The 26,887-nt window shown below is 40.0% G+C and carries 23 protein-coding genes, 1 other RNA gene, 1 pseudogene and 1 riboswitch; of the genes and pseudogenes, 21 read left to right on the top strand and 4 right to left on the bottom strand.

The genetic code is table 11. The features are described from left to right. Positions 1–27 precede the first annotated feature (27 nt). From asnS to ACQKMF_RS06165, 4 genes are all read left to right on the top strand, one after another. Entirely contained in the window at positions 28–1,320 is a 1,293-nt protein-coding gene (asnS, locus tag ACQKMF_RS06150; RefSeq protein WP_101222380.1) for an asparagine--tRNA ligase, read from the top strand. Positions 1,321–1,436: 116 nt separating this feature from the next. Next, a complete protein-coding gene (locus ACQKMF_RS06155) occupies positions 1,437–2,132 on the top strand; it encodes a DnaD domain-containing protein (RefSeq protein WP_101222379.1) in 696 nt (231 codons plus the stop codon). A gap of 22 nt (positions 2,133–2,154) precedes the next feature. After that, positions 2,155–2,811 carry an endonuclease III gene (nth, locus tag ACQKMF_RS06160; RefSeq protein WP_101222378.1) on the top strand — a complete coding sequence of 219 codons (657 nt, stop codon included), beginning with the start codon at positions 2,155–2,157 and terminating at the stop codon, positions 2,809–2,811. Then, entirely contained in the window at positions 2,808–3,347 is a 540-nt protein-coding gene (locus tag ACQKMF_RS06165) for a YpoC family protein (protein WP_402938069.1), read from the top strand. The genes nth and ACQKMF_RS06165 overlap by 4 nt, the downstream gene beginning before the upstream one ends. Before the next feature lie 42 nt (positions 3,348–3,389). On the opposite strand, the gene ACQKMF_RS06170 is transcribed toward ACQKMF_RS06165, so the two are convergent. Both ACQKMF_RS06170 and recU read right to left on the bottom strand, forming a co-directional pair. Further along, positions 3,390–6,149 carry a PBP1A family penicillin-binding protein gene (locus tag ACQKMF_RS06170; protein WP_427572159.1) on the bottom strand — a complete coding sequence of 920 codons (2,760 nt, stop codon included), beginning with the start codon at positions 6,147–6,149 and terminating at the stop codon, positions 3,390–3,392. Between the two features lie 27 nt (positions 6,150–6,176). Continuing rightward, positions 6,177–6,788: a Holliday junction resolvase RecU gene (recU, locus tag ACQKMF_RS06175; protein ID WP_101222375.1), complete on the bottom strand. Its 612-nt coding sequence runs from the start codon at positions 6,786–6,788 to the stop codon at positions 6,177–6,179. A gap of 142 nt (positions 6,789–6,930) precedes the next feature. Between recU and ACQKMF_RS06180 the strand changes: the two genes are divergently transcribed. The 4 genes from ACQKMF_RS06180 to ACQKMF_RS06195 all read left to right on the top strand — a co-directional run bounded on the left by ACQKMF_RS06180 (position 6,931) and on the right by ACQKMF_RS06195 (position 9,621). Continuing rightward, the gene (locus ACQKMF_RS06180) at positions 6,931–7,878 is read left to right on the top strand and encodes a DUF2515 domain-containing protein (protein ID WP_260358978.1); all 948 of its coding nucleotides are present in this window, start codon (positions 6,931–6,933) and stop codon (positions 7,876–7,878) included. Positions 7,879–8,234: 356 nt separating this feature from the next. Beyond that, positions 8,235–8,510, top strand: coding sequence for a hypothetical protein (locus ACQKMF_RS06185; RefSeq protein ID WP_101222373.1), 276 nt, complete (start codon positions 8,235–8,237; stop codon positions 8,508–8,510). 69 nt (positions 8,511–8,579) lie between these two features. Further along, positions 8,580–8,948: a YppE family protein gene (locus ACQKMF_RS06190; RefSeq protein WP_157830997.1), complete on the top strand. Its 369-nt coding sequence runs from the start codon at positions 8,580–8,582 to the stop codon at positions 8,946–8,948. Between the two features lie 76 nt (positions 8,949–9,024). Further along, entirely contained in the window at positions 9,025–9,621 is a 597-nt protein-coding gene (locus ACQKMF_RS06195; RefSeq protein WP_427572162.1) for a YppG family protein, read from the top strand. 69 nt (positions 9,622–9,690) lie between these two features. Here ACQKMF_RS06195 and ACQKMF_RS06200 read toward each other — a convergent pair whose 3' ends face one another. Then, on the bottom strand, positions 9,691–10,140 hold the full coding sequence (locus tag ACQKMF_RS06200; protein WP_101222371.1) for an Hsp20/alpha crystallin family protein: 450 nt from the start codon (positions 10,138–10,140) through the stop codon (positions 9,691–9,693). 141 nt (positions 10,141–10,281) lie between these two features. Between ACQKMF_RS06200 and ACQKMF_RS06205 the strand changes: the two genes are divergently transcribed. From ACQKMF_RS06205 to ACQKMF_RS06255, 11 genes are all read left to right on the top strand, one after another. Further along, the gene (locus ACQKMF_RS06205; RefSeq protein ID WP_402938054.1) at positions 10,282–11,046 is read left to right on the top strand and encodes an alpha/beta fold hydrolase; all 765 of its coding nucleotides are present in this window, start codon (positions 10,282–10,284) and stop codon (positions 11,044–11,046) included. 123 nt (positions 11,047–11,169) lie between these two features. Further along, positions 11,170–13,446, top strand: a complete 2,277-nt coding sequence (locus ACQKMF_RS06210; RefSeq protein ID WP_260358976.1) for a DEAD/DEAH box helicase — start codon at positions 11,170–11,172, stop codon at positions 13,444–13,446. 36 nt (positions 13,447–13,482) lie between these two features. After that, positions 13,483–14,739: a ribonuclease H-like domain-containing protein gene (locus tag ACQKMF_RS06215; protein ID WP_402938048.1), complete on the top strand. Its 1,257-nt coding sequence runs from the start codon at positions 13,483–13,485 to the stop codon at positions 14,737–14,739. Positions 14,740–15,196: 457 nt separating this feature from the next. Beyond that, positions 15,197–15,709: a CotD family spore coat protein gene (locus tag ACQKMF_RS06220; RefSeq protein ID WP_427572165.1), complete on the top strand. Its 513-nt coding sequence runs from the start codon at positions 15,197–15,199 to the stop codon at positions 15,707–15,709. Between the two features lie 64 nt (positions 15,710–15,773). Continuing rightward, entirely contained in the window at positions 15,774–16,325 is a 552-nt protein-coding gene (locus tag ACQKMF_RS06225) for a DUF1273 domain-containing protein (RefSeq protein WP_402938042.1), read from the top strand. Positions 16,326–16,528: 203 nt separating this feature from the next. Further along, positions 16,529–16,840, top strand: coding sequence for a cell division regulator GpsB (gpsB, locus tag ACQKMF_RS06230; protein WP_061463822.1), 312 nt, complete (start codon positions 16,529–16,531; stop codon positions 16,838–16,840). A gap of 80 nt (positions 16,841–16,920) precedes the next feature. After that, positions 16,921–17,310, top strand: an RNA gene (gene rnpB, locus ACQKMF_RS06235) — RNase P RNA component class B. Positions 17,311–17,883: 573 nt separating this feature from the next. Continuing rightward, on the top strand, positions 17,884–19,032 hold the full coding sequence (locus tag ACQKMF_RS06240) for a THUMP domain-containing class I SAM-dependent RNA methyltransferase (RefSeq protein WP_402938039.1): 1,149 nt from the start codon (positions 17,884–17,886) through the stop codon (positions 19,030–19,032). A gap of 193 nt (positions 19,033–19,225) precedes the next feature. Further along, positions 19,226–19,426, top strand: a complete 201-nt coding sequence (locus ACQKMF_RS06245) for a cold-shock protein (protein ID WP_034307871.1) — start codon at positions 19,226–19,228, stop codon at positions 19,424–19,426. 210 nt (positions 19,427–19,636) lie between these two features. After that, positions 19,637–21,553, top strand: a complete 1,917-nt coding sequence (locus ACQKMF_RS06250; RefSeq protein ID WP_427572424.1) for an ATP-dependent DNA helicase — start codon at positions 19,637–19,639, stop codon at positions 21,551–21,553. A 130-nt stretch (positions 21,554–21,683) separates the two neighbouring features. After that, positions 21,684–23,201 carry a carboxypeptidase M32 gene (locus tag ACQKMF_RS06255; RefSeq protein ID WP_427572168.1) on the top strand — a complete coding sequence of 506 codons (1,518 nt, stop codon included), beginning with the start codon at positions 21,684–21,686 and terminating at the stop codon, positions 23,199–23,201. A 169-nt stretch (positions 23,202–23,370) separates the two neighbouring features. Here ACQKMF_RS06255 and ACQKMF_RS06260 read toward each other — a convergent pair. Beyond that, positions 23,371–23,702 (bottom strand): annotated as a pseudogene (locus ACQKMF_RS06260) (transposase); the annotation flags it as partial. 642 nt (positions 23,703–24,344) lie between these two features. Further along, positions 24,345–24,446: riboswitch (purine riboswitch) on the top strand. Positions 24,447–24,607: 161 nt separating this feature from the next. Here ACQKMF_RS06260 and ACQKMF_RS06265 point away from each other — a divergent pair. Then, on the top strand, positions 24,608–25,207 hold the full coding sequence (locus tag ACQKMF_RS06265) for a xanthine phosphoribosyltransferase (RefSeq protein ID WP_260358973.1): 600 nt from the start codon (positions 24,608–24,610) through the stop codon (positions 25,205–25,207). Next, a complete protein-coding gene (locus ACQKMF_RS06270) occupies positions 25,200–26,513 on the top strand; it encodes a nucleobase:cation symporter-2 family protein (RefSeq protein WP_101222361.1) in 1,314 nt (437 codons plus the stop codon). The genes ACQKMF_RS06265 and ACQKMF_RS06270 overlap by 8 nt, the downstream gene beginning before the upstream one ends. Positions 26,514–26,887: the final 374 nt, after the last annotated feature.

Consider the following 26,887-nt stretch of genomic DNA (forward strand, 5'->3'; position numbering starts at 1 on the left):
GTTAAGCTATTTTTGGAGGTAAATTCCGTGAAAATTACAATAAAAGATGCTAGCAAATTCGTCGAACAAGAAGTAACCATTGGAGGCTGGCTTGCCAGCAAACGTTCCAGTGGGAAAATTGCTTTCCTTCAAATCCGTGATGGCTCTGGTTTCATTCAAGGTGTGGTCGTGAAAGCTGATGTGGGTGAAGAAATATTCGCTCGTGCGAAATCGGTTTCGCAAGAGTCATCCTTGTATGTAACAGGTGTCATTCAAAAGGATGAACGCTCGCCGTTCGGTTTTGAGTTACAGGTGAAAGATATTGAAATCATTCATGAATCATTGGATTATCCCATTACACCTAAAGCGCATGGTCCTGAATTCTTAATGGATAACCGCCATTTATGGCTGCGTTCAAAACGGCAGCATGCAGTCATGAAGATCCGTAATGAAATAATCCGTGCTACATATGAATTCTTTAATGAAGAAGGTTTCGTTAAAGTGGATCCCCCAATTTTAACTGGAAGCGCACCAGAGGGAACGAGTGAATTGTTCGCGACCAAGTACTTTGATGAGGATGCATACCTTTCACAAAGTGGTCAGCTCTATATGGAAGCGGCTGCCATGGCACTTGGGAAGGTATTTTCATTTGGACCTACCTTCAGGGCAGAAAAATCCAAAACAAGACGACATTTAATCGAGTTCTGGATGATTGAACCAGAAATGGCTTTTATCGAATTTAAAGAAAACCTGGAGGTTCAGGAGCAATTCGTTTCTTCAATCGTCCAATCCGTATTGAAAAACTGTCAGCTTGAGTTGAATACACTGGGCCGTGACATAGCGAAGCTTGAACAAATTCAAGCTCCTTTCCCGCGTATTACATATGATGAGGCCATTAAGTTCCTTCATGAACAAGGATTTAATGATATCCAATGGGGTGATGATTTTGGGGCTCCGCACGAAACTGCGATTGCGGAAAGTTATGATAAGCCCGTTTTCATAACTCATTACCCAACTAAAATCAAACCTTTTTATATGCAGCCAGACCCTGACAGGGAAGAAGTCGTTCTTTGTGCCGATTTGATCGCTCCAGAAGGATATGGAGAAATAATTGGCGGTTCAGAGCGGATTCATGATCAGGAATTGCTAGAGCAGAGAATCAATGAGCATGGCTTGAGCGAGGATGCTTACAAATGGTATATGGAATTAAGAAAATATGGCTCTGTACCGCATTCAGGCTTCGGTTTGGGATTGGAACGTACCGTTGCATGGATCAGTGGAGTCGAGCATGTCCGTGAAACCATCCCGTTCCCACGCCTATTAAATCGATTATATCCTTGATTCCGTAATGAAGCGGTTATCTTGCCATATTTGGCAGATAACCGTTTTTTGTTAAAATTATAAACTTATTCGGGGAGCCGTATTCATGTTATACTTAACCAGAGGTGTCCAAAAACATGAATAAAGAACATTTATATGCGTGGTTTAAGGAAGGAACGATAACGATTCCATCCTTTTTGCTGACTAACTATAGTACAATGGGACTAAATGAACAAGAAATGGTCCTTTTATTACAATTGCAAAGCTTCATAGATAAAGGTAACCATTTCCCTGCACCATCCCAACTTTCTGACCGAATGACATTGCAGGAAACGGAATGTCTATTCTTGATCCAGCGTTTGGTCCAAAGGGGATTTATTGAAATGATGGTTGAGGATAGCCAAGAAATCGGACAGGAAAAATACTCGTTGTCTCCACTTTATGAAAAAATGATGGACTGTTTCTTGAAAACTTTGAAACAGACAGAGTCTGCTGAAATCCAAAAAGCGGGGGAGAGTCTTTATACGATTTTTGAACAGGAGTTCGGCCGCCCTTTATCTCCTTATGAATGTGAGACATTGGCAATGTGGATGGAGGATGACCATCAACCCGAAATCATTAAGTCAGCTTTGAGGGAGTCTGTCATTTCCGGAAAATTGAATTTCCGATATATTGATCGAATTTTATTCGAGTGGAAAAAGAATGGAATTAAAACCTTGGAACAGGCAAGGGAGCAAGGACAAAAATTTAGAGTTCACCAAAAGAGGGACCGAAAGACGGAAAATGCACGACCATTGAAAGATGTGCCTTTCTATAACTGGCTTGAGCAGTAATGTAAATTGAAGGAGAACCAATATGTTGAATAAAGCTCAAATTCGATATTGTCTGGATACGATGGGTGAAATGTTTCCGGATGCCCATTGTGAGCTGAATCACTCCAATCCATTTGAATTGGTGATTGCTGTTGCCCTGTCAGCTCAGTGTACGGATGTATTAGTCAATAAAGTAACGAAGGATTTATTTCAAAAATATAAAACGCCTGAGGATTACATAAGCGTTCCGATAGAAGAGCTGGAAAATGATATTCGCTCAATCGGTTTGTTTCGTAACAAGGCTAAGAATATACAAAAGTTGTCGCGCATGCTGATCGAAGAATACGGTAAGGAAGTTCCCAGAGATCGTGATGAGCTTGTTAAATTGCCTGGCGTTGGCAGAAAGACGGCGAATGTAGTCGTTTCCGTTGCTTTTGATGTGCCTGCGATTGCTGTGGATACCCATGTAGAGCGTGTTTCCAAGCGTCTGGGATTATGCCGTTGGAAGGATAGTGTCCTTGATGTTGAGAAAACGTTGATGGCTAAGATACCAAAGGATGAATGGTCCGTTACGCATCACCGCCTGATATTCTTTGGACGCTATCATTGCAAGGCCCAGTCACCAAGATGTGAAACCTGCCCGCTTCTTGAATTATGCCGTGAAGGAAAAAAAAGAATGAAAAGGAAAGAAGCCAATTGACGCAGTCCATATCATTAAAAGTCCCTGAAGTATTGGACCACCCTTTGTTTTTCCCTGAAAAGGAAACCATCTTGGAAAAAGAGCGTTTTGCAGGTTGGAGTGGAACGATCCCATTCGAGGCTTTTCCGTATGAGTTACTTTATTATAATAATGTAGAGGCTTATGCTCCTTGGTCTATGGGGGCATTGCATATAAAGGAACTGCTGGAAAAATGGAAGGGAATTGATTCAGAATGCAGTTTGCTATTTTCCGAGCGAAAAGTGGGGCAGACTTTGTTACTCATGAAGCAGGGGATCGGTTTATTTTTAACCGCAATCTTCTGGATGCATGGAAAGCCAGTGGTTTTGAGTGATTTACGGGCAAAAATAGAATCCTTTACCAATATTCCGGTGAACCTTGCTGAAAGGCTTTCTTTCATCCTTGCTAGACCCGCTTTTTTTCATTCATATAGACAGCTTAGTGAGTTGTTCCGAGAATTTGAAAAGCAATATGTGAAGTTCATGATCAAAAATAAGAACATCCAAAAAAACGTCTAAGCTTTTAGCTTAGACGTTTTTTAAGTCAATCTTTATATATATTTATTCCGTATCTTTGTTTGGATCTGGGTCCGGGTTAGGGTTAGGGTTAGGGTCAGGGGTCTCGACTGGTTTTTCCTCTTCAACCGTTCCAGGGTCAGTGGCATCATCCCCGCCTTCGACGTCCTCATCACCACCATTATTGCCATTTCCATTTCCATCATCAGTGTTGTTGCCATTACCATTATTATCATTGTTGCCATTACCGTTATTACCATTATTACCATTATTGCCGTTATTTTCGTCATTTCCATTATTGCCGTTTTCGCCATTATTATTTTTGTCTTCGCCTTGCTTATCTTCTTCGCCCTCAGCAGGCGTTTCTTGTTCAGGATCTTCACCTTCGGCCGGATCTTTAATCTCCTCGTCCTCAGTATCCTCAGGAGCTTCCGCTTCAGCAGGTATTTTGACTGATGTACTCGCAGGATCACTTTGTTGGTTATCCACTAAAGCTACCACTGAGAAAGTATATTTACTACCAGGGGTTGGATTAGGGATCGTTAAACTAGTATCCTTCGATTTTTTTAATACGCTCTCTGCTCCGCCATCTACGGACATCTTAACCTCGAATTGGGTATTCCCATTTCCTTTAGGATATGACCATGAAAGATTGATTTCATTGCTTTCCTGATTGTAAGAAGCGTTAATGCCAGGTGAGTCGATTTTTTCATATTCTGTCGTCACTTGTGTCGGTTCGTGACCTTTAACATAATATTCATAAGTGATTTTACTGCTTGGTGTGTATTCATTGGCTTTAACAGCTGGATTCGAACCTTTGATGACTCCAACCTTCACAACACTGTCAGGTTGATCAAAGTCTTTCGTTTCTTTTGATTGAGCCATATGTTCCATTAAGTTCTTAAAGATGGATTTAGGGATCCTTTGAGATGATTCACCCAGATATTCCATTTTCTCACCAGATGCATTATCATAACCAGCCCAAACCGCGACAGTATAATTGGTTGTATAACCTGCCATCCAGCTATCTTTTACACCGGAAGATGGGATGTTGTTCGCTGCACGCTGTTCAGGTGTGAAATTGGTTGAACCCGTTTTACCGGCTACAGGGAGACTTGGTATATTGGCTAACCTTCCTGTTCCATAAGGTTCTTTCATGACGCTTTTCAACATATCCGTCACGATGAAAGCTGTGGAATCTTTCATGACCGGTTTTGATTCCGTCTTGTTTTTGATGGTTGTTTTATCACGTAAAACAATCTTTTTCACACTATGCGGTTCATTATATATACCGTTGTTTCCGAATGAACTGTATGCACCGGCAAGTTCAAGTGTTGAAACATCCTTACCGCCGCCCAATGCTGCAGATTCGGTAATTTCCTTGTCAAAAGGAATGCCAAGTTCAGTGGCGAAATCACGTGCCCGGTCCAAGCCGACTGCTTGAAGGGTTTTTAAGGCAGGAATATTTAATGACCGTGCCAGTGCTTCACGAGTCGTTACAGTACCATAATGTCGTCCGGAAGCATTTTTAAGCGATGTTCCATCACTGTAAGAATATTCCTCATCCTTGATTTGATGGTAGGTGGACCAATTTAAATATTCTACGGCAGGACCATAATCCAGAATCGGCTTGATGGTCGAACCAGGTGATCGCTTGGCATCCGTTGCGTAATTCCAGCCGCGTTTAACCGTCGTGTTCCTGCCGCCGCCAACTGCTTTGATTTCACCAGTTTCTGTATCGAGTAATGTGACTCCGGCTTGGAGATCTTTACTTGGATAATTGATGATTTCATCACTGTTCAACATGTTATAGACATATTCCTGGGCATCTTTATCAATGGTCGTTTGGATTTCCAAACCATCGGTAAAGACGTTATAGTCACCCATATCCCCGACTTCCTCAATTACCAAATCGATGAATGCATCGTATGCGGTCGTATCGATTTGGCTCTTATCGATTTCTTGAAGTCCTTCTGTAATATCGATGCTTTGTGCATTTTTCATTTCCGTTTCGGTGATATAACCATGTTTATTCATTAAGTGCAGGACAATATCACGGCGTTCTTTCGCACGTTCAGGGTATTTATACGGGTCATACCTGCTTGGGCTTTGCGGTAATCCTACAAGCATGGCCGCTTCGTTCAATTTCAATTCGCTAAGATCTTTTCCATAATAAGTTTGCGATGCAGTTAAGATCCCGTTGGCACGGTTTGCAAAGAAAATCTTATTCACATACATTTCGAAAATTTCTTCTTTTGTATATTTTCTTTCAAGCTGTATGGATAGCCACATTTCCTGGACTTTCCTTTTAATGGTTTTATCAGGTGTTAAATAAGAACGCTTGATAACCTGCTGGGTCAATGTACTTGCACCCTCTGAGCCGAATCCGTTTTTGACGTTGGCTATGACGGCACTGCCCAGACGTAAGAAATCGACCCCGTGGTGTTCATAAAAGCGGGAATCTTCCGTTGCCAGGAAAGCTTCTTCGACAAGGTCGGGTATGTCTTCATAATTTACATAATCCCGGTTTTCCTTACCGATTTCAGCTAACAATTTACCATTTTCATCGAGAATCTTGGATGTTACCGGATCTTTCAAAAGCTTTTCGTCAAGTTTTGGAGCGTCGCTGATAAAGTAAGCCATTGCAGCTCCTCCGGCAACAAGGCCTATTATTCCGATTGTAACAAGTATAAGGAAAATTCGCTTAAGCATATTTGTTGGCTTTTTAGGACCTGTTTTCTGTCCCTTTTTTTGAGTCTGCCCCTGCTTTCGGCGTTCTTCTCTAGTATTATATTTTTCAGCCATTACAGCTAACCTGCCTTTCTAAAAAAACTAAAAATTTTCTGCGATGAGCGAATCTACTACTTTAATATAGTCAATTCTCGGTTGAAAGCCAAGAGTAATCTTTCGTGAACTGCTTTCAACCTCTTGAAGAGTTATAGATTTGCGCCCGCCTTCTTTCATTCTCTTCCAATAAAAACTCAGTTGTTCAGAACTCATTACATATATATCATCCATTGCTGAAAACCGAATGATCACAAATGCAATTCCGTCATGCTGAACGATTTGTTTCATATGTTCAATTTGATGGTCATGAAAATTCTTCAGAGGGAAAGAACTGCTGTTTTTCGTCTCCTTTGCCTCAAAATCAATGTACTTTCCTTTATAAACACCATTGTAATCGGTGGTCGATGCTTGTTTGAAATAAGCTTCTTTAATGACTGCAGCACTTCTTTTCGGATAGTGGACATCGACAATTTGAATGGGTGTCGGTTTTTTATGGATGACGGCAATGCCGTGTGCTAAATAATACTGATTGGTTTCGTTCAAATCGTCTTCCAATGTTTTTCCCCGGTTGCTGTAACTGATTTTTTTAAGTGGGCTTTTCTTTTCTTCCATAGCCTGCGGTACAAATCTTCGTCCGTTGGGATAATGAAATGCCACTTTTACCCCTCCTTTTTTTCACTTATCTATATTAGCAAAAAAAGAATCCAAAATGTGAATAAAAAGAATTGTTTCTTAGAACGATAGGATTTATGTACAACTATATGTCACAATTCATCTCTATAGAAAGGCGGACACATAGATGCGAATATTAATGACGGAAAAGCAATTGCTACATTCCATAAAAGCCCAAACCGCTAAAGGAAATAGGGATAATATATCAAGGACAAAGGCATATGAACGATTTTTCAAAATGCATCCCGAAATACAATGGTCTTTTTTAGCGGGGATGGTTTCTAGAAATGCAGGCTGGAATATGTGTGATCTTGAAGGGATTTGGTTTTCCCATTTGCTTGGCCAGAAATACAGGCATCTTTTATTCCTGACGTATGAAGAAGCTAACTGGAGAATATTCCAGGATGCTTATCCGCAATTACTTCTCTATCATTATTCGACGAAGTATGGACGTCCTTTGTTTCACTTATGTCATTATTTTTTTATTACCAAATTCATGACGAACGAATGGTATTCCTTTTGGAAACATGGAAATCGGGAAAAATTAGTCACTGCGCTCATCATAAATGAACAAAACATCATAGAAGAACCGGTTATTAAAAAACAATCTTTCGTATTTCATTCTCTCTTATTTTTCCTGCAGGACTGGATGCATTTTAGCACGGTTTTATTTCCTGCTTGCAATGGAGAACTATATGGATCGTCCGTTTCGCATTTTAGAAATATCGATAAAAGGATTGAATTGGGGAAAAGGTTGGCCGGCCTTTTATTTTCTGAAGATTTGTTTCCGCTATTCTATGAATTTTCCTGCAGGACAGAACCAACGGGTGCCAGATATGATTATGAACAATATCGAAAAAATCCTAGGTACCATGAAACCCCGATGCTGAGGGGAGTATATCCATTGATTCATCATCAAGCAGGAATGACAGAGCAATGGGATATGAAAAAAAAGGTTAAAAAAAAATGGTTCATTGAACCCAAATGGGAAGAAGACCCGCATTTGACCGATTGGTATGACCTTAAACAAAAGCAGCTACATACGGCAGCAATGATTAAAAATTGGATATTATAATAGCAAACAGGGAAGGCGTCATGTAAGCCTCCCCTGTTTTATCAGTCAGTATTTATGTCTTACGTAGAGGGGCGGTTTTCTCCGCTAAGCTTCGGATTTCCCGTTCCAGCCTTTTTAGTGGGCGGCTTTTGTCGTTTTTCGTTTTTTTGCTGTCTGCTTTCATTCGACTGCATAAAATCACCTCCTGTCTGTATTCTTGTTTAAAACTTCATTCTTCATTCTGCCATTGTTGTCGAAGGGCATAATAAATTAAGCGAATTGCACTTTCTTTGCCGATTCCCTTCTAGTTTTGTCAGTCATGAAGGGCTTTCTGATAAAAAAAAGAATAGTACAGGTAAAGAATGGGAGGGATCAGCATGGTCAATAAAAGTGTCGCAACAGAGGAGATATTAAGGATGATAGCTGAGATCAGTACCAGCCTGGATCGTTTGGAAATTTCATATGGGGAAACTGTAAATACAGTGCGGTGCAAACTATGGGCGGAGCAATATACATTAGTTAACGAAGCCCAGGAAGCCATTGAGAAAGCCGAGGATTATTGGGTGAATGCTGAAGGTGTAAACCATTCCTTTTCCATTGTCCCGAAAAAAACAATAATAAAGCACAATGTTCTCACTGAATTGCACGTATAAGCCAGAGGAATATCATTTTATAATGAACTGGATTATAATAAGGGAAACAATTGTGCGGAGGAATATATTGTGCAAAAAGAAAAACTGCAGCTATTAACAGAACAATTAATAAAATATACGGACCAAGTGGATGATATCTATGAGGGTGTACGGAAGGAAGGAAAGGAAAAGGATTTTTTTTCGGAAGTCAAGCCGTTTGCAGACCAGGTAAGGACCGCATGCATCGAATGGGAAACCGGAATGAAGGAGTGGATGAAAGAAACTGAATTTAGGCATCTTTTCCCCGAGCAAATCGAACAAACCGCCCATAACCTTTCTGATGTGGCCGTACAGGCATTTTTTCCAAAAACAAGTTATAAGCGATTTAAAAGCCATGTTCAATCGGTGGAATTCATCCTTAATAATGTAAGAACGGAAATCAATCGGATTTTATCATAAAATACCTACACTTTATTCCCCTTTTTTTCATATATTATCAGAACCATGTAATGAAAAAAGAGGAGGGCTCATTGACATGATGAGATCCGGTTTTAACCATATCTCCCCAAATCAAGGACAGTTTCCTCAATCAATGACGGAATATTGGGGAGGGTACCAGCAGCCAATGCCGTATCCTCCGCCCAATAATCATGAACAACCATTTATGTATCCATATCATCTCCAGGATACAGGGGGCTATATGACACCATATCATGATCCTTATCAGCAAGCGGCCTATCATCCATTCCAATCTGTCCAGCAGCAGGCGATGCCTGTGGGAGCTTATCCGGGCAGCAGTGTAATGCAGCCAATGGCACAAATGCAGCCAATGGCACAAATGCAGCCAATCCAGTCCAATCAGCAGCCGCAAGCTTTTAGCCCGTTCGCCAATCCGTTACAGCCAGCTAAAAGACCTCCGCAAGGTCAGCTGCAGGCTCATAATCCATATCCTAAGCAGCAGTTCATGCAAAAACCCCAGCCATCGGGTTTCAAATCGGTCATGAATCAATTCAAAACACAAGATGGCTCGATGGATATAACGAAGATGATGAATACAGCTGGACAAATGATGAATACAGTTTCTCAAGTATCTTCAATGGTCAAAGGAGTAGGGGGCTTCTTCAAAGCTTAGATGGTGAATAAAGGAAAAGCAGACTTACAAGTGACCCAGCCACTTTTTTAAGTCTGCTTTTATTCATGTCTAATGGATTTCAATCCGATTCCCCCTGATTTTGGGTAGCTGAAGCGTGAGGATGCCATCGCGATGTCGAGCGGTGACTTTTGCTTCATCAATGGGTTTTGGAAAAGAAATGGTTCTTGAAAGAGTACCTGCTGAAACTTCTTTTTGAAACATTCCTTGATTTTTATGTCTTCTATCTACTTGCTTTGCAGTTATGGTTACAGCATGGGCCAGTACATCAATTGATATTTGGCTGCGTGCAATTCCAGGCAAAGTGGCGGTAAGTGTATATTCTGAATGCGTTTCGTGAACATCAACCGGAAAGCTGCGTTCTTTCGCCGAACCGAAGAAATCGTCAAGAGATTGCAGCATGCCTTTAGGAGGCCTTTCGGAAAACAGCCGATCCATTTTGTTAATGAAGTGGGTAAAGGGTTCTATTCTCCGATTATTATTTTTTTCAGAAGAGGTCATCACGGTGCTCCTTTCTAAAAAATTCCTTTGCCTATAGGCTATGTGAGGAATTAAGAAATGTGAATGCGCTGTTGGGTTTCAGATAAAGGACTATAGGGAATAACGTTACTGAATGATTAGAAAAGGAAATGAGGGTTTTATATGAAAAATAATGGCAAGCTTTCCTACATAGATACCGGGAAAGGAAATAAAACATTGTTGTTTATTCATGGATTTTGCGGAAGTCATGAATATTGGAGTGACATCATTGCTGAATTAAAGGATGATTACCGGGTTATTGCCGTTGATTTACGGGGGCATGGTGCAAGTGAGGAAATAGGGGAATCTTTCTCGATTGATGATATGGCTGCTGATATTGCGTCGTTACTGGACGAACTGGAAATCGCAAAGGTATATATGTTTGGTCATTCGCTTGGGGGATATATCACCTTGGCGTTCGCAGAAAGGTTTCCTGGGAAATTGTCTGGTTTTTCATTGGTACATTCTACAGCTTTGCCGGACGATGAAACAGGAAAGGCTGGGCGCTTAAAATCTGTCGAGAAAATCAAAAGTGAAGGAATTCCCGCTTTCATTGACGGACTTATACCAAAGCTTTTCTCTAATCCCGAAGATTCCAATATTGAACAAACTAAGGAAATCGGATATAAAACAAGTGAAAGCGGTGCGATAGGGTCTTTACATGCCATGAGGAACAGAATAGACAGAAATCATGTACTCAAAGACACAAAGCTGCCTGTCTTATTGGTTGCAGGTGAAGAGGATAAGCTAATTCCCGTTGAAAAAACCTTTTCTGCAAAAGGGAGCCATATCCATGAAGTTATACTTAAGGGAAGCGGCCATATGGGGATGCTGGAAGCTCCAAGCAGACTACTCGAAGAAATCATTCGCTTTGCCGAAAAGAATTAAATGATAAAAAAGACCGAGCTGGAGACGGGATGTTGCCGTTTCCAGCTTTTTTTTGTGAATAGGAAATAGTTTCCCTTTTGCATAGAACGTTCATTCGGTAGAATAGGAGTATGAGGTGGTTATATGAAACTGCGAAAAAATTTACAAGAAGTTATTAAGGATTTAAAAACTAATGAGGATTTTAAAGATAACATCGTACATTGGCAAGTAATTGAAGCGAAAGAGGCAAAACATGTCCCTTTTCCCGCTGCAATGAATGATAAGATCAAGCATGCTCTTGAAATACGGGGGATAAATGGGTTGTACACCCATCAGGCAACTGCATTCGACACTGCTGTCAGTGGCAATAGCCTTGTGGCGGTCACACCAACAGCTTCTGGTAAAACATTATGCTATAATTTGCCGGTCCTACAAAAAATACTGGAAAATGAAAAAACCAGGGCGCTTTATATATTTCCGACAAAAGCGCTAAGCTATGATCAAAAAAGCGAATTGAATGAAATGATTGATGAAATGGATGCTAATATAAATAGTTATACATACGACGGGGACACACCTTCAAACATCAGGCAAAAAATTCGCCAGGCCGGGCATATCGTGATCACCAATCCTGATATGCTCCATTCGGGAATCCTGCCCCATCACACGAAATGGGTCTCTTTGTTTGAAAACTTGAAGTATGTGGTCATTGATGAACTTCATATTTACCGCGGCGTTTTCGGAAGTCATACAGCCAACGTCATTAGAAGGTTAAAAAGGATCTGCAAGTTTTATGGAAGCGACCCTGTTTTCATCTGTACTTCCGCTACGATCAATAACCCAAAAGAGTTAGCAGAAGAGCTTACGGAAAAACAAATGGTCCTGATCGATAATAACGGAGCCCCAAGTGGGAAAAAGCATTTTGTATTTTATAATCCCCCAATAGTCAATAAACCGCTCAACATACGAAGGAGTGCGGTATTGGAAGTCAGGAAGCTGGCAAATGAATTTTTGAAAAATAAAATACAAACCATCGTTTTTGCGCGAAGCAGGGTTCGAGTGGAAATTCTATTGACATATTTACAGGAACTTGTGTCAAAGCAATTGGGGCCAAAATCGATCAGGGGCTATCGAGGCGGATATCTGCCAACACAGCGTAGGGAAATTGAACAAGGCCTCAGGGATGGTTCCATTTATGGGGTGGTTTCCACAAATGCACTTGAGTTGGGTGTCGATATCGGTCAGCTTCAGGTTTGCATAATGACAGGTTACCCTGGATCCATATCGAGTGCCTGGCAACAGGCTGGGCGAGCAGGAAGAAGGCATGGTGAAGCATTGATCATCATGGTCGGCAGTTCCAGTGCCCTTGATCAATATATCGTACAACATCCCGATTATTTCTTTACCAGAAATCCAGAAACTGCAAGAATCAATCCGGATAATCTTTTGATCTTGGTTGATCATGTAAAATGCGCAGCATATGAGCTGCCATTTAAAAAAGGCGATACTTTTGGGAAAACAGAGATTATCGACGTTCTTGAATTCCTTACGGAAGAAAGGGTCTTACACCTAAATGGGGACAAATGGCATTGGATGAATGATGCTTTTCCCGCAAGCAATATCAGCCTGCGCTCAGCGGCACAGGAAAATGTCGTCATCATCGACCAAACGAATGCACCGGTTAATCGGGTCATAGGGGAAATGGATACTTTCAGTGCAATGACCCTTCTTCACGATGAAGCCATTTATTTGCACCAGGGTATTCAATTTCAGGTGGAAGAACTTGATTGGGATGAAAAAAAGGCTTATGTACGTGAAGTCAATGTGGACTATTATACGGATGCTAACCTTGCTGTTCAATTGTCTGTATTGGAAGTCGATAAACAGCGAACTTTCGCTTCCACAGCAGCTGCTTTTGGTGATGTCGCAATCCGGGCGATGCCTACGATCTTCAAAAAAATCAAATTCGAAACTCATGAAAATATTGGTTCAGGTCCAATCAGCCTCCCTGAGATGGAACTGCATACGAGTTCGGCCATGCTTTCCATGGATCCTGATATATTTAAGTGGGACGAAAATCGAATAGAACAAGGAATGATAGGTGCGTCGCATGCTCTTAATTACATGATTCCGCTATATGTTATGTGCGATCCGCATGATATTCATGTTTATCCGCAGGTTAAAGCAGCGCATAATGAAAAACCGACCATTTTTATCTATGATAGTTATCCGGGTGGCATAGGGTTAAGTGATAAAGTATATGAAAACTCTGAAGTCATTTTGCTGGAAACAATATCAATGATTGAAAATTGCACTTGTGAGAGCGGCTGCCCTTCCTGTATCGGTACGGAATCCGCAACGAAAACAGCCAAGAGTGATGCCAAACAATTATTAGGTCAATTTTGTAAGCAAAAACATTAATAGATTGCATTGATAGGTGAAAAGAGGTGTAATTTCATGTCTTTAAAAAATAAATTGAACCGTATGAAAACGCATATGAACCTAGGGAAACAACCTTCTCCTGTAGAAGAAAATGACCAGAAAGTGAATGAAGAAATTCCTTACTTTGAAAAGTGGCTTGAGAACGATACCGTTTCCTTTCATTTCGACGGTGACTATTGTTTCATTAGGGAAGTCCGCTACCCTATAAATCACAAACACGGGTTATATGAATTTTCCGAGCTGAAAAAGGTCGTAAAAGAGTGGAATCAAACTTCATTGGAGCATCCACTTTCCGCCAGGGGCGTTAAAAGTGAAGATCTGTTTTTCTTCGATACGGAAACGACAGGACTAGGAGGCGGAGCCGGTAATACCATTTTTTTACTAGGGTATGCCTATTTAGAAGGTGAAGAAGTAGTCGTGAAGCAACATATCCTTCCGCAGCCTGGAAGTGAAATACCGCTTTATCAAAGCTTTTTGGAAAACATCAATTACGAAACACTTGTCACTTATAATGGTAAGTCCTTTGATTGGCCACAGTTAAAAACGAGACATACCTTGATAAAGGAACATGTGCCAAAACTACCGGAATTCGGACATTTCGATTTGTATCATGCTTCAAGACGCCTATGGAGAAACAAATTGGAACGAGTGAAATTATCAGCTGTCGAAACAGATATTCTAGGTGTACATAGGGAGGATGATATTCCTGGATATTTGGCACCGATGATTTATTTTGATTTTGTTGAGAGGAAGAATCCGGAAATACTGTTTGGAATCATGAAGCATAATGAATTGGATATCTTATCATTGATCACTTTGTATATTCATTTGTCCCGAAAAATCCTCCAAATCGACGGATATACGGAAGAGTCCATGGAAATTGCACGATGGCTTGCTTATTTGGGGAAAAAAGAGGAGTCAGTTGAGACATATCAAAAAATATTGGAAGCGGGTAATGAGGAAGATCGGATTATAGCTGGCCATGCATTAGCCTTCCAGAAAAAGAAGCAAAAACAATTCGATGAAGCTTTGGAAATTTGGAAGGAAGTCGCCTTAAAAGGGAATGTGCAAATTAGGGTACAGGCACAGATTGAATGTGCGAAATTATACGAACATCAATTTAAGGACGTCGGTCTTGCTCTAAAATGTTCAATAATCGCGCATCAAGAGATGGTTAGGGAAGGGACCGCCCTGGGGAAAAAACAGTTGGAATTGGAAAAGAGGATCCGGCGGCTCGAAAAGAAAGAGGAATCAAAGGATATTTCTGTATAAGATTAGGGAGCGAGAAACTTCTTTTAGTGCAAAAGGCCGAAAATAAAAAATATGTATACATTTATTGTAGCCTTCAACTATTGTGTGTAAAATGGAAAGAGTTGAGGGTGAAATTCCGAAGCGTTCATTTCATGCCTTTACATCATATAAAATTAAGGTGAAAGCGGAGCGGAGAAATGTATAAAACGACTTTATTTCTATTTTTTGTAGTTCTTTGTTTAACGATAGTTTTGTTTACTTCATTAAAAGACAGTCTCTATTCCTTTTTATAGAAAATTCCTCATTTCATTTGACGGTTAGCCAGATATAATAATGATAGTGTACTTATTGACAGCCATCCATCGTTTTATACTTATTCTGTATAAATAGGTCATTTCATCAGTACACGTATCCCCTTTTTTTCATAGTCTGTAATGGTAAGACTAAACTTATCATGATGAAAGGGGACGTATTATAAATGTATTTTCGTAATTGTGGAGGAAATAAACCCCATGTAATGGGAGCATCCAACAATGTAATGGGAGCATCCGACAATGTAATGGGAGCATACGGGAACGCACCTGGAGTAATGGGAGCATCAACCGGTAAACACCCCAACAACGTAATGGGAGCGTCAACCGGTAAAAACTCTAACGTAATGGGAGCCTATAGTCCATCGGCTGTGTCTCCAGCGCAATATGGTCCATCGGCTGTGTCTCCAGCGCAATATGGTCCAACACAAACATCTCCATCTCAAGTTGCCCCAGCGCAAGTCTCTCCAACACAGCAATTTGTCAATACGAATGTATCGAACACAGTGATTCCTGTCGTTCATCCATCACATACTACAAATGTCAATAAACATGTGAACACGTATAAGCATTATTTCCCGCATACTCAATCCGTGGTGAACGAGTGCTATAATCAACACTTGATTTGTGGAAGGCCGCCGCAAAACCCATGCTGTCCGCCTAGGCATTTCGGATACTAAAAAATAAGGGCTTATTAAGCCCTTGTTTTCTTATATAATCATGTTAAAGGAGATTAGCCAAGAGATGAAGGTTTTGTATATGACGGGCTACAAAGCTTTTGAATTCGGGATATTCAAAAATGACCATGATGCCGTAAAATATATAAAGAAAGCGATGAAGCAGCGTCTCCTGCCATTGGTGGAAGACGGGCTGGAATGGGTGATCATCTCAGGTCAGTTGGGTACGGAACTATGGGGTGCAGAAGTGGTTTTCGAATTACAGGAAGAATATAATCAGCTTAAATTAGGGGTGCTTACTCCTTTCCTGAAACAGGAAGAGTCATGGAACGAGACGAATCAAGAATATTACCGATCCATATTGGCCCGTGCCGATTTTGTTGAGTCCATTTTCAACAAACCATATGAAGGGCCACAACAGCTGAAAATCAAAAATAGGTATATGGTCCATAAAAGCGATGCCATGCTCATCATTTTCGAGGCTGAAAAAGAAGGATCAGCCCGATATCCTTATTTCGAGGCGATGAAAAAGGCAGAAACACAGCGATACCCCATCTTTCAGATAAACTTTGATGATCTGCAACTGGCTGCGGAAGAAGCCAGCTGGTCCGAAGAATGATGGAGTGAAAATAATTATGGATTAAAAGTTGTTTCTAAAGCATAATCATATTATGATGAAATTTAGATACAGATATAATGGGAATACATATCGTTCTCTGAAACAGTAAGCTTATAAAATGGTGTTTCGTTGACAAACCCAAGCAGATTTGAAAAAATAATAAAAAGTCGATTGTATTGGCGAAAGTATTGAGGTGAAGTCTTATGCTATCCGATAAGATAAAATTAACGGCTAAAGATATTCTTGAAAAAGATTTTAAAACAGCCATGCGCGGTTATAAACCTGAAGATGTGGATCAATTCCTGGATCTGATCATTAAAGATTATGAAGTGTTCCATCAGGAAATTGAAGATCTAAAACAAGAAAATCTTAAATTGAAAAAACAAGCCGAAGAGAGTACAAAACGTCCAAATCAACCTGCTCCAAGTGCCACTCCGGGAACCACTAACTTTGACATCCTTAAACGGTTATCCAACTTGGAAAAGCACGTGTTTGGTAACAAGCTTTTTGACTGAGGTTTTGCATTGTAAAAGTGAAAATGATTTTGGTATTGTGTTTTCGTGAATAATGGAGTATAATCAATTATGTTATGTTAACGTTTGGGTAATTGCTGCTGCATTTATGCAGTAGAGGAAAGTCCATGCTCGCACGGACTGCGATGTCCGTAGTGTTCGTGCCTGGCGAAAAAATAAGCTTGGGCAGCAATCTTTGATTGCTGACGGCTGGGAAAATGCCTAAGTCCTTTTGGATATGGCATGAATACCTATAAAAGTGCCACAGTGACGGAGCCTTTACAGAAATGTAAAGGGTGGAACGAGGTAAACCCCACGAGCGAGAAACCCAAATTAATGGTAGGGGCGCTTTCTTCCTTGGAATTGAACGAGGAGAAGGACAGAAGCACTTGCTTCTGTAGATAGATGATTACCGCCGAAGTACGAGACGCGAGTCGCTTGCAGTACTGAGGAACAAAACATGGCTTACAAAACGTTATCATATAACACCAAAAGCACAACTCTCCTTTTAAAAGGAGAGTTTTTGTTTATGGAGAATGCATTATTATAAAAAGATTGGGCATTTCCATTTATTTTTCGTTTTCTGAAACATGGCTGTGTTAAACTTAAAACTTGGCAAGTTTTTCATTGCGTTCGAATGATTAGGAAAATGGCTTAAATGAAGTCTGTCGGTAACGTTTTTAAAAATAGTGTTGGAATGTTAAGCATTTCTTTGATTCTGGGTATCCTATTTATAAAGGTTCCTTATTAGCCCTAAAATGAAGGTATCAAAACAGAACTTCAAACTTCAGGATAATGGATGGGAAGCATACATAATTGGTCGGATGATTTAATTGCAGCATGTATCCTAAGGTACATGGATAATTGAGTATAGCTTTACATCACGGTGATTAATACGCTATATGATCGGCTAACTGAAATATAAAAACGCGGTGGGCCATAAGGTTTACATGTAAAAAATCAATGCCTGATTCTAAATACATAAATGAAAGAAATTCGGGAAAAAGTGCCATTGATTGGATTAATGGAAAGAAGGTGCAGGATTAATGAAACAATTCGATATAATTGCAACATCAGCAATGGGATTGGAATCAATTGTTGCCAAGGAGGTGCGGGATCTTGGTTACGATTGTCAAGTCGAAAATGGTAAGATCACCTATAAAGGGGATCAATCCGCCATTGCCCGCTCTAATTTATGGCTGCGCAGTGCCGATAGGGTGAAAATTAAAGTCGCGGAATTCAAAGCATATTCATTTGATGAGTTGTTTGAAAAAACAAAGGCCTTGAATTGGGAGGATTTCTTATCAGCCGATGTCGAGTTCCCCGTTAGTGGAAAATCCGTTAAGTCAAAGCTATACAGTGTCCCTGATTGTCAGGCTATTGTAAAAAAGGCGATTGTTGATAGATTGAAAAGTAAATATAAGCAAGTATCTTGGTTTGCAGAGACAGGTCCTTTGTTTAAAATTGAAGTGTCTATTTTAAAAGATGCAGTGACACTTACCATAGACACTTCAGGTGCGGGTTTGCATAAGCGGGGTTATCGGACGGGGCAGGGAGAGGCGCCCCTTAAAGAAACATTGGCGGCTGCGTTAATCATGCTGACCAATTGGAAGCCTGATAAACCTTTCATAGATCCATTTTGTGGATCGGGAACGATTCCCATCGAGGCGGCCTTAATTGGACAAAATATAGCACCGGGGTTTAACAGGGAATTCGTTTCTGAAACCTGGTCATGGATGGACAGCAAGGTATGGGATGAAGCGCGGATTGAGGCTGAAGATTTAGCCGACTATGATCAATACTTGGACATAACCGGTTGTGATATTGACCATCGAATGGTCGATATAGCTAAAGCGAATAGTTTTGAAGCCGGTCTTGGTGATTTGATTGAATTCAAACAAATGCAGGTAAGGGATATCTCAACCAAGAAAGAGTATGGTGTCATTGTCGGGAACCCGCCTTATGGAGAACGTCTTGGTGAGAAAAAAGCGGTAGAGCAGATGTATAGGGAAATGGGCCAAGCCTTTAAGAAGCTTGATACATGGTCGGTATACATGATTACCTCCAATCCTGACTTCGAACAGCATTATGGTAAGCCTGCAACGAAAAAAAGGAAATTGTTCAATGGTTTCATCCGTGCTGACCTTTATCAATATTGGGGGAAAAGGCCGCCAAGGCAGCCTCAAGGTGAATGAGTAGGTAGAATATAATGGAGGATTTTGCTAGTCAGGACGATTTATTCATAATAGGTTCCAGTCTTGCTTATCATTTCCTTTTCTGTTATTCTAATAATGAATTATTTTTGTTCAGATTTAAGGAATACCTTAATATTCTTTTGAGCAAGGATAGTAATATAATGTGTGGAGAACACACTAGGAGGCAACAAAAATGGAACAAGGTAAAGTAAAATGGTTTAACGCAGAAAAAGGTTTTGGATTCATCGAACGTGAAGGTGGAGACGATGTATTCGTACATTTCTCAGCTATCCAAGGCGAAGGTTTCAAAACACTTGAAGAAGGCCAAGACGTTACATTTGATGTAGAACAAGGTCAACGTGGACCACAAGCATCAAACGTAAACAAAGCTTAATTCAACCCTATATTATTTACAGACAGGCTCTCTTGGAGCCTGTCTTTTATTTTACGAATCGGGCAACCAGACAGCATACATACATATTGCCTTTCATTCTGATAATAGGTAAATATCTTGACTACTAATGTGAAATAAAGGATAATATACTTTTGCCTAAGATAATAATGATTCGGATTTTATATAATGATGAAGATAAAAGGGGAGACCATGATGCTTAAAACACTGCCTTTTTCGGTAACAAAGGAAGATTCTTTTTACGATAAGCTTTCAGAATGGATCGGTGATGTTTTTTACGATATTCTTCCCGAAAAAGGATTTGAGCTGCGTGACGAACAAATCTTCATGGCTTTTCAGTTAGAAAAAGCCTTTAAAGAAAAAAATATAAGTTTTGCTGAAGCAGGGGTAGGGACTGGTAAGACTTTGGTCTATTTACTGTATGCGATTTGTTATGCGAGATATACGAATAAACCGGCAATTATTTCATGTGCAGATGAAACGTTGATTGAACAGCTTGTCAAAGAGGAAGGCGACATCCAAAAAATCAAGAATGCTTTAGGTATTGAAGTGGATGTCCGGCTTGCCAAATATCACGATCAATATGTATGTCTTAAGAAATTGGATTATGCTGTGAATCATGAGGATTCAGAGGGGATAGATCAGCTCTATGATGAACTTCCCAAGTTTGTTCATGATAACTCATCCATGAACGCCTATACACCATATGGGGACCGTAAACAGTATCCATATTTAAATGATGAAGACTGGTCTAAAGTTGGCTGGGATCAGCTTCAAAACTGTTTTACTTGTGATAAACGCCATCGTTGTGGGCAAACCCTATCACGGGACCACTATCGAAAATCAAGTGATTTGATCATTTGTTCACATGACTTCTTCATGGAGCATGTATGGACTAAGGAAAAGCGTAAGCGTGAAGGACAGTTACCATTACTGCCTGAACATAGCTGTGTTGTCTTTGATGAAGGCCATCTTTTGGAATTTGCTGCTCAAAAGGCTTTAACTTATAAAGTTGGGGAACAAACCCTCGCTTCGGTTCTGGAATTGCTAACAGCCAATCAGGTTCGTGAAGAAACCTTATACATCATCGAGGACTTAATTGATATCAATGAAGAGTTTTTTGATTTGTTGGATGAAAAAGCGATACATGTCAGCGGGTCTAATCGTTATGAAATCCCAATGTCAAAAGAAATAACAAGCTTTGCCCAAAAGCTTCATAAAAAGGTTGAAGAGTTAGAGGAGAACCTAGTTTTTGAAGCGGAAATGTACACGATCAATGATTATGATTTAAAAGTGACGGAAGAGTATTTAGAGCAGCTGGGCTACTCCCTTTCTCTATTTGTGAAGGATGAACAGGCCGTTTCCTGGTTTGAAGAAAATGAAATGACCAAAACATTGGTGATCATGCCAAGGCTAGTGCAGGATATCTTGTCTGAACAGGTATTCTCGAAAAAAATCCCTTACATTTTTTCATCGGCAACATTATCGGATAATAAATCCTTCCAATATATTGCAGATAGTTTAGGGATAGAAAAGTATGACAGCTTTTCCGTTGAATCACCATTTGATTACGATGAAGTCATGAAAATGAACATGCCGGTCTTCGAAAATGGAGACCAATTGGCAAAACTTCAATATACAATGAATACAATTGAGGAAAATGAAGGTCGAACACTAGTGTTATTCCACTCAAAAGAAGAATTGCAATGGTTCAAGGAAAACTGCCCAGTATCATCCTATCCATTTTATTTTGAAGGCGAAGCGGAAATCAGCGAGCTTGTTAAGAAGTTCCAAGAGGATGAGCAATCTGTCCTTTTCTCCTATCATTTATGGGAGGGACTTGATGTTCCAGGACCTTCATTACAAAATGTAGTGATACACTCGCTTCCTTTCCCGCCTCGCGATCCGGTTTTCGAAGCCAAACGTAACTCGGTTACCGATGCATTCGAAGAGGTGGATCTTCCATACATGCTCCTTCGATTGCGCCAGGGAATAGGGCGTTTGATCAGGACGAGCAATGATTCGGGAACCGTCCAGATTTTGATTGAAAAGAATCTTTCGGAACATGTGAAAGAGAAGATTGTATCCATTCTTCCTGTAACGATTTAAATATAACCCCAAAAAAAAGAGCCAAGGGAACCCCTTGGCTCTTTTTTATTTTAATTTATTAATCGGAGTGGTTCTGATATGAAAGACTTTTGTATAATATGGTAAAGTATAGTTGGAAGGAGCAGTGAATATGAAAAAAAAGGGTATAGATCTGATAGAAAAAGAGTTTAAAGAATATGTAAAGAAAATCTCTGCTTATAATGAAGCTCTCGCGTTAATTTTTTGGGATTTGCGTACAGGTGCACCTAAAAATGGAGTTGAGCAGCGTTCCGAAGTTATCGGTATGCTTTCCTCCGAAGTGTTTAATATGAGCACAAGTAAGGAAATGGAATCCTTCATTGCAGAACTTTCGATGGATAAAGCCATTCTTGGTGAATCGACGAATAAGATGGTACAAGAGTGTAAAAAAGAGTTTGAAAGGAATAAGAAAATTCCTGTGAACGAATATAAGGAATTCGTCATTTTACAATCGCGTTCCGAAAGTGCATGGGAAGAGGCAAGGGAAAAAACTGATTTTTCTTTATTTCAACCTTATCTGGAGCAAATTGTAGCATATACCCGCAGGTTCGTAGAGTACTGGGGATATGAAGGGACGAAATATAATACCCTTTTAGACATATATGAACCAGGAATGACTGTAGATATACTTGATGGCGTATTCAGTGAGCTTCGGTCGAGGATCGTTCCCTTGGTAAAACAGATTGCAAAAAGCGAACATAGACCGGAAACAGCGTTCCTATATAAAGAATTTCCAAAAGAAAAACAGCATCAATTCAACTTGGAAATATTAAAACAGCTAGGATACGATTTCAAGGCTGGCAGGCTTGATGAAACAGTTCACCCTTTTGAAATTAGAATAAATAGGGGCGATGTCCGGGTGACGACCCGATACGATGAAAATGATTTTAGGGGGGCAATCTTTGGTACCATTCATGAATGTGGACATGCCATTTATGAGCAGAATATCGCTGAAGAGTTAACCGGAACACTTCTCGATAGCGGGACATCAATGGGGATCCATGAATCACAATCTTTGTTTTTTGAAAACTTCATTGGACGGAACCATAGCTTTTGGAAAAATAAATTTTCCTTATTAAAGGAATATGCTCCCGAACAATTCCAAGATGTGACACTGGATGAATTTTACCGGGGCATTAACGAATCAAAACCATCGTTCATCCGTATTGACGCAGATGAACTGACGTATCCTCTACATATTATGATTCGGTATGAACTGGAAAAGGCCCTCTTTAATGGGGAACTTGAAGTGAAGGATTTACCGGAAGTCTGGAATGAAAAATACAAGGATTATCTGGGAATTGTGCCTGAAAATGATGCAATGGGCGTGTTGCAAGATGTACACTGGGCAGATGGCAGCTTTGGTTATTTCCCTTCTTATGCATTGGGATATATGTATGCAGCTCAAATCAAGCAATCGATGCTTAAAGATTTGCCTGATTTTGATGAACTGTTGGAAGCGGGTGATATTGAACCAATCAGGAAATGGCTTAATGAAAAAATACATAAATACGGAAAAACAAAAAAGCCTCTGGAGATTTTGAAAGAAACGACAGGGGAAGGCCTGAATGTTCAGTATTTAATAAAGTATCTTGAAGATAAATATAAAGAAGTTTATAAAATCAAATGAAGCAAAGAAGAAGGACTTGGATTAAATCTCAAGCCCTTCTCAGTTTGTAGACAAAAGGGGTTCGGAATTAAAAATTCCGAAACCCCTTTTGAAATTCCCTTTAAATTTCCGCCTGAAATTAAGAGATTGGGGGCTCTGCAAGCCCACCAGGTTAGGCCATTTTTGGACCTTACCATGTCCAATTGGCCATCTTCTTTAAAATAATAGCAGCGAAAGTAAGCATCGCCTGCATTGACAATTTTTAAGTCCCCTTAAAGTAGTCCACTGAATACCATTCTTTTGCATTTGCGAATACACGCTCAATCTTTCTTTACGTTTCGTATATATAGGTTTTACATCTTAATGATGACGCAGATGATCTGCTTCTTCCGCATATGTTTGCCAGATAGGCCGTGTCACCACTTTTTGATATTCTTTTGTACACCGTGATAAAGATGATGAGCATGTTGCACAGAGGTGTTTTGGTGATTTGTACTCACGATAGCCCTCTTTATATGTTGAATACATATCTTTCACCAAATCATAAATGAAAAAAAGTCAATGGCAGCCTCCATTTCACGAACCAAATGGTTCGCTGGCACTAGTTGATTTAAAGTAATCATTTTCATTTGATTTCGCTGAATAGAATCATGATAGAAAGCATCCTCATTCCCTCAAGTTTTATAAATTTAAAAACAATCAAGACTTTAAGCAAAAGGATTCTATCTAAAAGTTTAAAAAAAGTTGATTGGTGCGGGTGTGCGAGACTCCTGCGGGAAAAGCGAGTACAGGGGAGACCCCGGAGGCTCCCGGACCGCCCGCGGAAAGCGAGTGCCTGTAGAGGAAATCAACGGTCGAATTGTACAAACCATAAAAAACTGTAGACAAACTCGATTTTAATCGAAGTTTGCCTACAGTCTGAGAAGGACTTGGGTTAAATCTCAAACCCTTCTTCTTTTTTTAGGGTCGCTACAAAAACGCATGGTATATACCAGTAAAATGGAAAATGGTGTTTTTTTTGATAGGAAATCCAAGTTATTTAGGTTTGGTGATTTCACAATTTTCTAATAATACGAATAATGATTTATTTTTTTAATTTAAAGTTCGGCTTTTTATCAAAAATTACTTTTCAAATAGAGCCAGCGTTGGTATAATTCAGATATTAATATAATATAATGTTTCACTCGTATAATAGCAGGGATATGGCCTGCAAGTTTCTACCGAATTACCGTAAATAATTCGACTATGGGTGAGTAATAGATCTTGTTGCGTAATGAAGGCTTTTGTTGATTCATTTTTCATTCATGCCCAAGAAGTATTGCTTCACTCCAAAAAAGTGCCGCAATATTTCTTGGGCTTTTTTATATGCCGGGAAATAATTGTGTGGTTTATGGGTCAATAAACATCCAAGATTGGGAGGAACCTTCATGCAACTTTTAAAGGAAAAAATCTTGTCCGAGGGTCAAGCTTTATCAGAAGATATTTTAAAGGTAGATTCATTCTTAAATCATCAAATGGATCCTATGCTAATGAAAGAAATTGGTAAAGAATTCGTTAAACGTTTCGAACACAAGGAAATCACGAAAGTGCTGACAATTGAATCATCAGGCATTGGTCCTGGCTTGATGGCTGCTTTGGAATTGGGAGTTCCGCTCATTTTTGCCCGTAAACGTAAATCACTTACTTTAACAAATGATTTAGTGACGGCTTCCGTTCATTCCTTTACAAAAAAAGAAACCAATACCATTACGGTTTCCAATAAATATATTGAAGCTGGAGATAAGGTCTTGATCATCGATGACTTCCTTGCGGTCGGACAGGCAGCCAGGGGCTTGGTGGAAATCTGTAAGCAGGTTGGAGCAGAAGTGGCCGGAATCGGCATCGTGATTGAAAAAGCATTTCAAAGTGGTGGTAAGGATCTTAGGGAACAAGGCTTCCAAGTGGAATCACTTGCGAGAATTGCTGAGTTGAAATTCGGTGAGATAACGTTCACTGATGAAAAGGAAGGAGCAGCCGTCAATGTCTAATCAATCACCATTAAAAGTTGCATCCTTAGGATTACAACATGTTCTCGCCATGTATGCCGGTGCCGTCGTCATTCCATTGATTGTCGGTGGGGCGCTGGAATTGACTGCAGCGCAGTTAACTTATTTAGTTTCGATAGACATTTTGATGTGTGGGATAGCAACTTTATTGCAAGTGTGGAAAAATAAATTCTTTGGAATTGGGCTTCCGGTCGTCTTAGGCTGCACATTTACAGCAGTTAGCCCGATGATTGCAATTGGTACGCAATATGGAATCAACTCCATTTATGGATCTATTTTGGCGTCGGGATTGATCGTCATTATCATTAGTAAGTTCTTCGGAAAACTGGCAAGGTTCTTCCCGCCCATTGTCACTGGATCGGTCGTTTTGATTATTGGCATTACGCTCATTCCTGTTGCCATCAACAACCTTGGTGGAGGCCAGGGAGCTGCTGATTTCGGAGACTTGAATAATGTAGCTCTTGGTTTTGGAACTTTGTTATTCATTATATTCATGTATAAATTCTCGACGGGATTCGTACGCTCCATTTCTATTTTATTGGGGCTGTTAGTGGGAACCTTTGCGGCCTTCTTCCTTGGAAAAGTGGATTTTAGCTCAGTGGTCAGTGCCAATTGGCTGCATATGCCACATTTTTTCTACTTTGGAACTCCGACATTTAACGTCACGGCAATCATTACAATGACATTGGTGGCGATCGTCAGCTTGGTGGAATCGACTGGTGTTTATTATGCCCTTGGTGAAATCACGGACAAAGAGATTTCAGAAGACGATCTAGCTCGCGGATATCGTTCTGAAGGACTTGCCATCATGATTGGCGGTTTGTTCAATTCGTTTCCTTATACAGCTTTTTCACAAAATGTCGGCTTGATTCAATTGTCAGGCATTAAAACAAGAAATGTCATATACACAACAGCCGGCATTCTCATTTTCATAGGTTTTGTTCCGAAAATCGGTGCATTCACGACTATTATCCCTTCATCCGTGCTTGGCGGTGCAATGGTTGCAATGTTCGGGATGGTAATTGCCGCTGGAATTAAGATGTTGAGCAAAGTGGACTTTGCTTCTCAAGAAAATTTATTGATCATCGCTTGTTCAGTAGGTATGGGACTTGGAGTGACGGTCGTTCCTGAGTTATTTGCACAAATTCCGGAAAGCTTTCAAATCTTAACTGAAAACGGTATTGTAGCCGGAAGTTTGACAGCCATTTTCTTGAATATTGTCTTTAACATCGTCCCTACAAAAGGCAAAGTGAAGGAAACGCGTATTGAAGGTCAAAATGTAGCCTGAAAATAGTTTCGCTAAACTTGATAGATTCACCCATTAAATGCCCAAATTTCTCAGATGATGAGGATTTTGGGCATTTTTACATTTAGGCCGAATAATATCATTGATAATCAAATTGGCCTTTTGTCAGATAAAAGGAAACTCTCTTCACTTTTTGAATATATTGATAGTATATGTTCAGGAAAGTAGTGATAGGGATGGAGAAAAAATATTGTATTCATTGTCGGACCATTCTAAGCCAGGAGTATAGGTGCAGTGTGTGTGGAAAAGAGGAGTTTCAAAATATCATCATACAAGTGCAAAATCAATCTTCAGTAAAGAAGGAAGAATGAAAGTGCCCCCTTACCTAAAATCGGTAAGGGGGTTTTATTGTTTCG

The sequence above is a fragment of the Peribacillus sp. NPDC101480 genome (assembly GCF_050277335.1).
Lineage (GTDB): Bacteria > Bacillota > Bacilli > Bacillales > DSM-1321 > Peribacillus.

Coding starts and splice junctions, on each gene's coding strand:
- ACQKMF_RS06155 (WP_101222379.1), top strand. CDS start 1,437: ATGAATAAAGAACATTTATATGCGTGGTTTAAGGAAGGAACGATAACG.
- nth (WP_101222378.1), top strand. CDS start 2,155: ATGTTGAATAAAGCTCAAATTCGATATTGTCTGGATACGATGGGTGAA.
- ACQKMF_RS06170 (WP_427572159.1), bottom strand. CDS start 6,149: ATGGCTGAAAAATATAATACTAGAGAAGAACGCCGAAAGCAGGGGCAG.
- ACQKMF_RS06180 (WP_260358978.1), top strand. CDS start 6,931: ATGCGAATATTAATGACGGAAAAGCAATTGCTACATTCCATAAAAGCC.
- ACQKMF_RS06185 (WP_101222373.1), top strand. CDS start 8,235: ATGGTCAATAAAAGTGTCGCAACAGAGGAGATATTAAGGATGATAGCT.
- ACQKMF_RS06195 (WP_427572162.1), top strand. CDS start 9,025: ATGATGAGATCCGGTTTTAACCATATCTCCCCAAATCAAGGACAGTTT.
- ACQKMF_RS06200 (WP_101222371.1), bottom strand. CDS start 10,140: ATGACCTCTTCTGAAAAAAATAATAATCGGAGAATAGAACCCTTTACC.
- ACQKMF_RS06205 (WP_402938054.1), top strand. CDS start 10,282: ATGAAAAATAATGGCAAGCTTTCCTACATAGATACCGGGAAAGGAAAT.
- ACQKMF_RS06210 (WP_260358976.1), top strand. CDS start 11,170: ATGAAACTGCGAAAAAATTTACAAGAAGTTATTAAGGATTTAAAAACT.
- ACQKMF_RS06215 (WP_402938048.1), top strand. CDS start 13,483: ATGTCTTTAAAAAATAAATTGAACCGTATGAAAACGCATATGAACCTA.
- ACQKMF_RS06220 (WP_427572165.1), top strand. CDS start 15,197: ATGTATTTTCGTAATTGTGGAGGAAATAAACCCCATGTAATGGGAGCA.
- ACQKMF_RS06225 (WP_402938042.1), top strand. CDS start 15,774: ATGAAGGTTTTGTATATGACGGGCTACAAAGCTTTTGAATTCGGGATA.
- gpsB (WP_061463822.1), top strand. CDS start 16,529: ATGCTATCCGATAAGATAAAATTAACGGCTAAAGATATTCTTGAAAAA.
- ACQKMF_RS06240 (WP_402938039.1), top strand. CDS start 17,884: ATGAAACAATTCGATATAATTGCAACATCAGCAATGGGATTGGAATCA.
- ACQKMF_RS06245 (WP_034307871.1), top strand. CDS start 19,226: ATGGAACAAGGTAAAGTAAAATGGTTTAACGCAGAAAAAGGTTTTGGA.
- ACQKMF_RS06250 (WP_427572424.1), top strand. CDS start 19,637: ATGATGCTTAAAACACTGCCTTTTTCGGTAACAAAGGAAGATTCTTTT.
- ACQKMF_RS06255 (WP_427572168.1), top strand. CDS start 21,684: ATGAAAAAAAAGGGTATAGATCTGATAGAAAAAGAGTTTAAAGAATAT.
- ACQKMF_RS06265 (WP_260358973.1), top strand. CDS start 24,608: ATGCAACTTTTAAAGGAAAAAATCTTGTCCGAGGGTCAAGCTTTATCA.
- ACQKMF_RS06270 (WP_101222361.1), top strand. CDS start 25,200: ATGTCTAATCAATCACCATTAAAAGTTGCATCCTTAGGATTACAACAT.